The organism is Endozoicomonas sp. SESOKO4, assembly GCF_024606275.1.
The window spans coordinates 1-10,726 of record NZ_JAHHPS010000503.1 but is presented as its reverse complement, the minus strand read 5'-3'; the positions used below and the strand labels follow the sequence as shown (position 1 = coordinate 10,726).

Here is a 10,726-nt window from a genome sequence, read left to right as displayed (position 1 = left end):
GAGCTCGTCTGTGAGTTTTGGTCAGCTGCATGATCTGCTTTAGACGACTTTTTCTGTGCACTGGAGAGGGCATTAAATTGGCGTCCCAATGATCGTGCTGCCCCAATCCAGATAGCAAAAAACAGCAGTACGATAACGGCTACGTAGGGAGCGATAGCCACCAGTGAGCCCAGGGAAATTATTAATACTTGCTGTATGATCGAACCTGTCGATTTGCCGGTCGGGTTACCAATAACGTCAACTGCCGCCTTACCTTTCACTTTTTCTTCAGGATCAAGCGGGATGTAGCTCATTTCCTTAGTGGGGTCGAACAAAGAGTACTTGGTCGATTTACTCATGATGTTTTGTATCCCCCCCCAATATGACAGTGAGCATCAATGGGGTAATACCCAGTGTCAGAAATAAAATATCGGGTACGACATCCCTGAATAAAACAAAACAAAAAAACAAAGATCCGGTAATCAATAAAACCACCGGGGTGCACAGGGCAGCCACTGTCCAGCCAAATCGACGGATAACATTATTGGTAAAAAACAACATCATGAGAATAGTCACAATGCCTGTACAGGTGGAAAATAACCCCATGAACTGGTTGTACTCATTAGGGTTTGGATATTGCATGCGCAGCTGGTGTTTCCAGGTAACTTCAACCATGTTGATACAGACACCATAACTGATGACCAAAAGAGCAATACAGAACAGGTATTTAGAATGGATAATATGCAGAAAACTCTCTTTCAGGGATAACGATAATTTTTCCTTACTGGAAGCTACTATATCATCAGGCTGATAAAGCCTTGAATCTGTCAGTACATAGCGATTGATCCACCAATAAATCACCATAATCAAAATGCCACCAATAGTAAGTACACCCGTCATTAAATTCAGGGAGTGCTGCCAGGGGTCAATACCCTCCGCAAGATTTCCACGAGCTTGTGAAGCGTAGTAGACAAACAATCCGGCAGTAGGTAATGCCAAATTCCCCATCATGCCGAAAAGCGCATAAAAGCGTTTGGATTCTGAGATGCGGTTAATATGATTGGCGAAGCCCCAGAACAGCAAAGACAGACAGACACTACCCCAAAGCTCAGACATGACGTAGAAAAGAGAAAACGTCCAATTGCGCATAACTGCAATAAGCCCCATAAACCCACTCGGTAAAATACTCTGCAAGTAATCTGCAAACTCTGTTGGGTGTAGCACTTCACGGGCTGGATAAAGAACCAGTGCAAAAAAACAAAAAAACGACAGAAAACTTGATACAACTAAATAAAATAAAGAACTCCTTTTAAATACATTACTGAGTTTTGCATATGTAATCGTGAATATTATCGCAAAAGGTACATTCACCCATAACTTCAAAAAAGGGATTATCTCTGCCCCCGAGCCGGCACCAGTAACAACCAGAGTGTCTTTCGTGTCTCGCAATATGGTGTAATTAAAGAGTATCAGGTAGAACATCAGAATCATCGGAATAAGCTTTTTAAGCTCAAAGACATAGACAGGCCAAAGCCTGCCTCTCCATTTACTGAATTCGGTATTGTCTGACATCTGATTATCGCCCTGTGACTGATAAATTCTGAAACAAACTCACTTTATCTAGACGAAAAGGTTAAATACGACAACTTTTTTCTACTATATTCATTAGCAAAATCGAAATGAACTCAGGCTCAATCGAGGCGAAAGCTCGTTCTCATGATCTCCGTGGGATTTTATTCCTGATCCTTTTCGAAGACACATATATGAGCTGTCGCGCTGGGACTCTCGGGGTCGAAAAGTATGGGAATCCTAACTTACACGACACTCTCTACAGGTCTTGGAGCGGTCGAATTACGGTGAAGCTCAACAACCAATATCTAAAACCGGTTTTACAATCTTTCAGGTGACTAATGAAGAAAATGACGGTGAACTTGATCATCACGTTGCTACTATCTGGTCAATCTGCTTTTGGGGCAGAGAAGCAGGATGATGACGAACATCAGTTTTACATAACAGATTATCTTAAGACAGGCGTCGCCTGGGGACTAATCCCCCTGGGCTCAGAGGTAGCTGTCAGTTCTCTTGAGCACTATCTAAAGTCTTATAAATCTGATTTTCTGGGTAAGCTACTGGACATTCACAAAAATAATGTGCAAAGAGCCATGAGCCAACACCTCACTGATAATATCAGTGCCCGTCTGGAAAGTATCAGTTATAAAGCACTATCTGATAGTCATGTAACCAAGAAGACTGATGAACTGCAAACAGATTTGCTTTATCGCTCGCTATCAACTTTTTCAATATTGAGTTTTCATGCGCAAAAGGCCAGAAAAACCTATTTCCGGCTACTCGACATTATTGACACTGTGTCTTCCTCCGCAAGCCTGGCTATGGCGAGAGGCGATGAAGATACGGCCGCAGCATTGATGGCATTTAATGCCCAATCTATGGTTTACCTTCATCCGGAGACTAAAGCCCTTGACGTTTTCGACAGTGTTTACGACAGCTTCAGCCGGGCCATTGACTGGCGTAAGCACTCAGGTTTCAGATCTCGAATCACATACTACCTGAAAGCTATGGATCCGCTGATGAAACAGTCGGCCATTATGGGTCTTAGATATTGCAACATCCTGAATCAGTGGAAAGTGAGTAATGTTGATTGTCACCAATATGAGAACGAGGCGATAGATGAGCTGAAAGTTCTTGCCTCTAATTCTAACACCGGTGAAACAGGGTTTATTAAGTCACTGCTCAAAAATGTTTCGAAAGATCAAATCAGAAACAGTATTTTTATTTTAGGTGTTTCTGTGCCCGGAACTTTCCTTTATTTTGTTGATAAACAACATCCCGCTGTTATAGCGATCGCTAAACACTTTTCCAAAATAGTCGGACTGTCAACTACAAAAGAAAATATGGAACGCTTCGCTTCCCAGTCAAGGCGCTCCCTTGAAAACTGGGGTGCTATTAATACCGGGTCTTCGGTCAACAGAACATCCGGTATCTCTGAGTATACCAACCAGTATTTCAGCACTTTGCAAAAAAAAGCAGGGATGATCCTGGCTGAGCAACCCAACTTTGCCCGGTCAAATAGCCAGAGGGCGCTGGAAATACTGATTATCCACTTTGCAGATGCCTACAGAACTCCCTCCGAAAAATCCCGTATTTTAGCCGGTGCCCTGGTGCAGAATTATCGGGAGATCGTTGAAGTCAATGCCGGGGACACACTCATGAGAAGCCTTTTGTTGGCTTATCAGCCCCTTAAATCTGCATCTGAAGTTAATGAGATCTACAAACAGGTTGAAATTCTTGACCCTCATTGTTTTGACTTTGAAGGGTACAAGAAGCTTGCTGAGAGTTGGGCCAAGGCGTCTTTGGATGACGTGAAATCTGTTGCCTCCCATTCAAAGATAACCAATAACCAGACGGATAGTTGCCCCGCAGAAGGCTGCCCCCCCGAAGAGATAAATAGACCCGAAGAAGATTCTCCATTCTATTACCACTATTTGCCTGACAGAGAGACTGTGGCGACAGCAACAATACATGGTGCGGCTCTCGGGTATTCATTGATAACCGCTCTGATCAAGCCTCTCACAATTAAGAAACTTACACCAAAAGCCAGTGGACTTTATCGAGTGGAAAAAACTGAACCTTTCTGGCAAGTGGCCAGTTATTACTTCCTGCTATCGATGATTGAATTCGGACTTCGTTCGGTGGGTGAGCCTGCAATTGTGCATCTGCAAACTGTGGTTAAAAACTGGATAGGCAGCACAACCGGCATTCTTGATCCGGAAGACCAGGAGATTCAGAACGAACTCGCCGCCAAGGTGAATGTTGTACACCGGAAACTCAGCATTGAAGCTCAAACCAGTCGCTCCTATAAGATGACGATGGAGGCCATGCTGGTAAAATGCTGGTTACTGGCGAGCACCCTTTTGACTAATCAGAAGAAAAACTACACAGACTCAGCCAGAGTCGTTGCTTACTCCGCTTATGTCCTCAGATATTATCATCCGGAATTTAAAACCAGCAGTACGGTCATCTCTGCCCTGGCAAATGCGCGATTGGGCAGTGCTCTTAACCAGCTACGACAAAAAAACCTGATGCCTCTTTATGCAAAACAGGTTTTACTTCACCTTGCCGAGCTGGATTCAGACTATGCCGACAAAACTATTAAGGCAAGTTATCTGGACATATTAAACAACTGGGGTATTGAATGTGATCAGGAGGATACAGAATATGCTCAGGATGTCCTGGATTCTTGGGCGGTTTATGGCGAATACATGCTTGGAATCACAGGCTTTGTAGTGCAGGCCTCACTGAAAGCTTATTTCCACTACGCAGATCTGGTTTCCCGCTCAATCGTCAACTTTTTGGCCAATATTTTTGAGTTCGGAACAACAGACCCTCTCAGAAAAAGAATTTATGCCCATTCTCGCAAGGCAATGCTGAATGTTGCGGCATCCCATAGCCAGCATGAGCAGATGGCAGCAGATTATGCCAACGAAGAGTTAACACAGTCCTTTCGACGTCAAAAATTCTACCTGGGCAAACCAGAGCTGGATGCCCGTACCCAGCTGGTACAAATAATTACGTCTGTCATTCATTGTTTTTCAGAAGCCCGTTTTTTAATAGCTGATGACGAAACAGAGAAAGCCACTGACCTGATAGCTTCAGGACTGGTCAGAGTCATTTTATACGCTCCAGATTTATCTGGAAATGATATCCATCTGAAAAAAGCATTGATCACCCTGACAGCTTCCTATCGTGATGATCTGAATGATCTGAGCGAAAATATTCTCAACAAAGTCAGTGAGCAATTAAAAAGTAAAGCTCCTGTTGATAGCGATATCTACTCTGACGGCATGATTAAGGCAAAAATAATGGAACAGGCTTGGTCAATGCCTGAGGAAGGTGAGAGTTGAGAGCATGGCGAATCTTCTGTATGGAGTGTTGAACAGTTTCAGCTCCACAGCCCCGGTATGATTGGGTGCTGACCAACCCATCCGGATACACACGACTAATGACGTAAAAAACAGCATCACCACGGGGCGTCAGTTTCTTTGCAGCCAGCTTTTCAAACTTGAAAGTTAGCCAGACTGGCTATAATTGTCCCTTTAATAAATCAAAAGAGCAACCAATGGAACACTACCGGGAATACTTTGTTCGGCAAATTTTATTCGTTGCTTACCTGCTTATTCTTTCCACAAAGGTGTCAGCTAATCACACATGTAACCACTGTGAAATACCAGAGCAGAAATGTGACTGCAAGAAGGTTGAAGCACTTGGTCCGGAAAAATCGGTTGATATAACAACACTGAGTTTGCAAAATCCCACCAGTATCACTCCCGATATTGAATTAGCCTCTCATCTCAGTAATGGGTTTTATCAGGCATTAATGCCAAACCCAAACATTGGCTCGCCTGAAACCCCTTCATTTACCGTGCTGTTGAACAAACAGTACGATCCAAGCCCAATGGCAGGCTATCTCAATGCCATGGGAGCTGTGTTGATAACAGATACTCAAAGTACTGAAATAGACCCAAATTTTGTATTTGCCATCCAAGACAGGGAAACCGTGCAAGGTGATATAGAAACTCTGGAGTTTCTGTACGCTACAACTTTTAGTGATCAACCGCTTAATGATTCGCATCATGAACTTATTCCTGAAGAAATAACTGAACTTGGTCAACAAATTCGTCATTGGATTAACAGCAATCTTCGACTGGAAATGAATACCTATCATTTTATTTATTTTCAAACGGAAGATTACAGCGAAGTAAAATACGGAATCTACGTCTCAGCAGGTGGAAACATTTATTTTATTGCCAGATCTGGTATTCATCAATTCAGGGATGGGGGGACTCTTTGCCTTCATCTACATGCAATGCTTTACCGTTTTAAAGTGCGGCAGGTTAGGTATGTAACAAACTGTTTTAGAAAGCGGTACTCACGACTTAAATCTGAGTGACTTTACTGCTTTCACTGTACCCCGGCTGGCGAAATAGCCTCGAACCCCTCCAGCAACCCAACCCGTCACTTCAAACTCAAAACGGTCAAAAATTTGTAGTTTGAAGGGTTTAGAAAAGCTTTTCAGCCCAAGCTAACAACCCCCCTGTATCTCAACAGAAGTCTCGCCCCCAACCAGCAACCAGTTTTCAATCAGGTCGGCAATAATATCCAAAGGCAATTTGTATCGCCCCCCCCAGAGCGCACTCCCATAAAGTCAGCACCCTCCAGCCAGCGGCTTGAAGATTCATGAGGTTTCTTTTATCTCGCTGCTGATTCCCCGTAATTTTTTCCTTCCAGAATTCCGTTCTCGTCTTGGGCCACCTAAACACTGGACAATCGTGTCCATGCCAGAAGCAGCCATTAACCAGAATAACGGCTCGGTATTTCGGAAAAACAATATCGGGCTTTGCTGGCAGAGTTTTTACATTTAACCTGAAGCGGAAGCCTCTGGAGTGTAACAGCTTCCGAACCAAAATCTCTGGCTTAGTATTCCTGTTTCTGATTGCCCGCATATTTTTACTGCGTATGACAGGCGTATGAACATCTGTCATGCTGATACCAGAAACAAACCAATGCTATAGCTCAGGGAGTTCATGAGTAAGGCTCATCAACTTTGTACGAGCAACGTAATGTTTCATGACGTCAAGAAGGCATGCATAGCAACAGTGAATCGCATTAAAAACCCCATGGTCTACATGAAAATGTAACTGAATGCCCTCATCTGCAGTTTTCATCAACTCATATCTCTTAACCGACAAGTGTCGTTAGCCGAGTCAACCTAATAACGGTAAGATCACTGTGACCTGCCACAAAACAAACACCCACCCCTTACTCCTTCACTAACGATGAATAAAGTTCAGGCAGCTCATCCCATCCATAACCCGCTGTCAGGTCATCCCGGGAGACCAGCTTTAACTCAAAATGCACCTTACGCTGTTGCCACAATGGTATTTTCAAACGCAAGGCAGACCCCAGGCTAAATAGCCAGAACCACTCATCCGGATTGGCAAAAACCGGAGTACCTGTCTGCTCTTCCGTGAGGTTCCCCCTCTGCACCCGCTCCGCTTTGAGGATCGGATAAATATAGTCCACCCGTCGCTGAACACCATCATCGACATCCAGAGCCACTGCAAGGTAATGAGCTTCGGTAGCGATATGTTGCTGGACTTTCTGCCGCTCAAAGGCGATGAGCTTTGTGTGATAAAACCGGGCATCGCCGTTTTCAAACTGGTTGATATACTCCTGATTCCGGTCAGGCCCTAACTGGCTTGCCAGAATAGTCAGTCCCTGATAATGAGCGATGGAATAACCTTTACCCGGAATTCGTGCAGCATCCTCCACAAAATACCGTTCACTGGTCGCATACGGATATTTTGCCTCAGGAACCCCCAGTTTTTGTTGCAAAAAAACAGATAACCAATGACTCCCCTTATTATCAACCTGAGGTAACAAACTAAAAGCACCGATACCCACTTCATTAATCGCGACACTGTATGGGTTGTGTTCACAAAGCTGATTGAAATAGCCCGGATACAACACATAGGCACCAAACACCGGACGGGTTTTCACAAACCCTCTGTCATCAAACTTACTGCGATGAATCAGGGCATCCCGATAACGGTGCATTTGATTGATGGCATCGTCGGGCACCCGGTCGGGGCCTGAGCGGGTTCCCTGATCATCCGCCGGTGTCTCAATCTGATACTTGGCATCAAATAACCAGATAATCCCGGCCCCGTCAGGAAAGGTAGCCTCGAGCAAAATATCCGGTTTTTGAGTCACCAACCAGGTTCTGATCTGGTCGTCTTTCTTTCTGAATATCGGTTCATGAGCCAAACGGATTTTCACCCCGTCAGACCGTCTGAAATGAAAAGCTCCGGCCATCCCATCCTTCAACGAAACACGGATCCCAGTGCCTAACAGAGGTATCCGTCCACACGGAACCTCCTCAAAGCCCAGGTCCACAATAATCCTGCGTATCTCCAGAAAACACCAGACTTCGTACATCTCTGCCACGTTGCGCAAGGAGAGTTGATCGGCCCCATCCAGAAGCTCGAGATACCATTTAAGCTGTTGCCAGATTTTATAAACTTTCGCGTAACCAGGCTTTTGCTGTAATACCAACGACTCCCGCTTCAGCCCCCGGTATTCCCCAACGTCCCTGAAAAATGGCTGTTTCTGAAAATGCCGCAAAGCCTTCTGCCAACTTTCCAGCTCTTTCATAAAGCTGGCGGAAAAACGCACTTTACCCGATTCCGCCAGACACGCCAGCTGTTGAACCCGGGTAAGTCTGGTAATGCCATGACCAATCACCGCTTTAATAAAACGGTTTTCCGGCGTATCCACGTTGAGTTGCTTTTTGCTCAGCGTAAAAGACTTCTCATAATTTTTATTGGCCTTTTCCAGCGCCAGTCGCTCTTCCTGCTGTCTGGATAGCCTGCCCCTCAAACGGCTCATCGGAACGGTGTGCTTATGCTCCATCAACCGACTATGGGATGCATTCACCACATGCTTCAGCCCGGCCAACAACTCCTTATGAAGGGATTCAAATCGTGCAAACCACAACAACAGGAATTGGGAGTGCGGCTTTTTAACGGCGCTTAATGAATGACGGGTGCTTTCTGCCAATGAGAAACGCCACAGTGGAAATACAGCATCAACAGCCTCGTTCATTGCCCTGAAGTCCGACTGCATATCCATCTTCACCGGCAAAATATCGAAAGCAATTGACTGTTCGATGAGCCGCCCCTGGTAGGAATAGGCCAGTTTAAACTGAAAAGTACCGACATGATTGCCCGCATTGATACTTCCCCGTAAAGAGCAGCTACGGCGACTGAAATGAAAAGACTCTTCAATAACCTTTAGCTTATGTTGCACCGACGGCAGCGGATCTCCCTCTTCCGGTGGCTGGTGAAACAGAAACTCAATCTCGTAATATTTGTTTTCAAAGAAGACCGCTTCACCAAGGCATAATTCAAACACCGGCTCTGTAGTATGTTTTAACAATAACGGGGGAGAAAACCGCACCTCAGAAGTTGGCACAGCATTGCCACGTTCCGTCAGCGTTCGTTCCAGCCGCCGCTGACTGGAACGAATATCTTTTGACCAAATGACGCAATCAAAATGCCCGGTTTCAATAACGGCCAGTTCCGGCATAATCTCAACTCACTCAGGGCCAATAGCTGGTAAAGGTATGGCTCTCAAGCCGCGCTTTCATCCACTCCAGTTTTTTGCGGGAGCGACACGGGATGCCTTTTTTCACATCACGGAACAGGTCCGGACGCTGCCCATCCCAAATATCGGGCAATAATTCTTTGAGCTCGTCGGTCAGTTTATCCAACAGGTTAACCGCATCCTCACCGATCACCACTCGCAGCTTATCCTCATCACCATCAATGCGGGGCAGGACCTTGGTCATCATGAAATCATCCCAAACTGCCTGTAGCGTTTGCTCATCCCCGGGTTGCAAACACGCCACATAGAGCAACAACTCGTTCAGGGCACGATAGGCCAGTTCAAACGGGGTTCGTTTAAGCACCTGATTCACCCGGTCAAGAAAGGCTACCGTACGCTTTCCATCAGTGTCGAAGGTACCTGTCAGCTGCTCCCGCCTGGCCGAGGTCAACACTGACCAGTGAAATACTTTATTCTCCGGTTGTCCCTCAAAGAACTGACCATAATCATTAGGATAAAACTCGCCATAATCCAAAGTCAGCGCCCGGTCAATCACCTTTCGGGAAAAACCATGTGTGGTTTCATCCATATTAACGGTACCGGCCACCAACAGATTGGGTGGTATGCCGATGCCGTGCTGTTGAAAGTAATCCCACAGCGGATCTTCTGTCAGCCCTAAATCCGCCTGAAGCTTCAGGTCACCGGATTGATTCAGTGCCTGCAAGTCCAGCAACGGTTCACAACAATATTCTCCGGCCTCGTTAAAACCCCGGGTTTCCAATACCGATAGGTAATCCGCAAAATATTGCTCCACCGGTGCCAAATTCATCTCATCCAGACAGAGCCAATAGGGTGGTGAAGCAGAATTCAGAGTTCCGGCTCCGGCTGCGGAGGCATCAGGCGCAACCGACTTCCAGGCACGGATAATAAACGCGAGCACTTTGGTGGCAATGTATTTCGGTTTATCCACCCGGGAGACATAACCTAACAGATCAGAGGGCTCATGCCAGTCAGGCCTTACCGGGATCAGACAGAAGTTCCCTTCAGGGTCATCCGGATCATGGAACTCTGCCTGCTTTCGGATAAATCGGGATTTACCGGTACCGGAGATTCCGGCCAGAAGGAGGAAAGGTTTGGGGAGGTTGAGTCGATTATTTTCAGATACTTCTGCAGGTTCAACCGCACTCAACTCGTAATCACATATCCTCTTGATAGTTGAGTCATAACCAAGAATATATTTGTCAAAATCAAGATGAAGATAATCAAATAAAGGGGATAAATCATGTTCTTTACGATATGTTCGATCAATGTCCCGGAGCGTAATTTTTCCTGTTTCCAACGCTTTTAACAACGCCCCAACAACGATGACCGGTATGATGCGCAATTGGTTGCCTTGCGCCATTCGTATATAGATATTTTCTGCGTTTATTTTTTCTATTGTTAATGATCTGCCCCCTTCACCGAGAACAACACCTTGCTTAATCTTCATCCGTTAACCGACGTTAGGCCAATAACAGGTAAGAGTATAGAAAAAAATAGCTGAAACATAGACGTTTATTAATGC

Annotated in this window: 7 protein-coding genes; 2 read left to right on the top strand and 5 right to left on the bottom strand. The window is 45.4% G+C overall.

Going from position 1 to position 10,726, the window contains the following annotated elements; all coding sequences use genetic code 11:
- Together KDK16_RS09860 and KDK16_RS09855 are read right to left on the bottom strand one after the other, a co-directional pair.
- Window positions 1–338: NTP/NDP exchange transporter (locus KDK16_RS09860; protein ID WP_257275866.1), on the bottom strand; the 338-nt coding region annotated here is incomplete at its 3' end.
- Entirely contained in the window at window positions 331–1,551 is a 1,221-nt protein-coding gene (locus KDK16_RS09855) for an NTP/NDP exchange transporter (RefSeq protein ID WP_257275864.1), read from the bottom strand. The genes KDK16_RS09860 and KDK16_RS09855, both read right to left, overlap by 8 nt.
- A gap of 338 nt (window positions 1,552–1,889) precedes the next feature.
- On the opposite strand from KDK16_RS09855, the gene KDK16_RS09850 reads away from it, so the two are divergent.
- Window positions 1,890–4,901, top strand: a complete 3,012-nt coding sequence (locus KDK16_RS09850; RefSeq protein WP_257275863.1) for a hypothetical protein — start codon at window positions 1,890–1,892, stop codon at window positions 4,899–4,901.
- Between the two features lie 158 nt (window positions 4,902–5,059).
- A complete protein-coding gene (locus KDK16_RS09845) occupies window positions 5,060–5,947 on the top strand; it encodes a hypothetical protein (protein ID WP_257275861.1) in 888 nt (295 codons plus the stop codon).
- Between the two features lie 187 nt (window positions 5,948–6,134).
- Here KDK16_RS09845 and KDK16_RS09840 read toward each other — a convergent pair whose 3' ends face one another.
- The 3 genes from KDK16_RS09840 to KDK16_RS09830 form a co-directional block, all read right to left on the bottom strand.
- Entirely contained in the window at window positions 6,135–6,500 is a 366-nt protein-coding gene (locus KDK16_RS09840; RefSeq protein ID WP_257275867.1) for a very short patch repair endonuclease, read from the bottom strand.
- 316 nt (window positions 6,501–6,816) lie between these two features.
- A complete protein-coding gene (locus tag KDK16_RS09835) occupies window positions 6,817–9,144 on the bottom strand; it encodes a restriction endonuclease-like protein (RefSeq protein WP_257275860.1) in 2,328 nt (775 codons plus the stop codon).
- Window positions 9,145–9,157: 13 nt separating this feature from the next.
- Window positions 9,158–10,651, bottom strand: coding sequence for an McrB family protein (locus tag KDK16_RS09830; RefSeq protein WP_257275858.1), 1,494 nt, complete (start codon window positions 10,649–10,651; stop codon window positions 9,158–9,160).
- Between the last annotated feature and the right edge of the window lie 75 nt (window positions 10,652–10,726).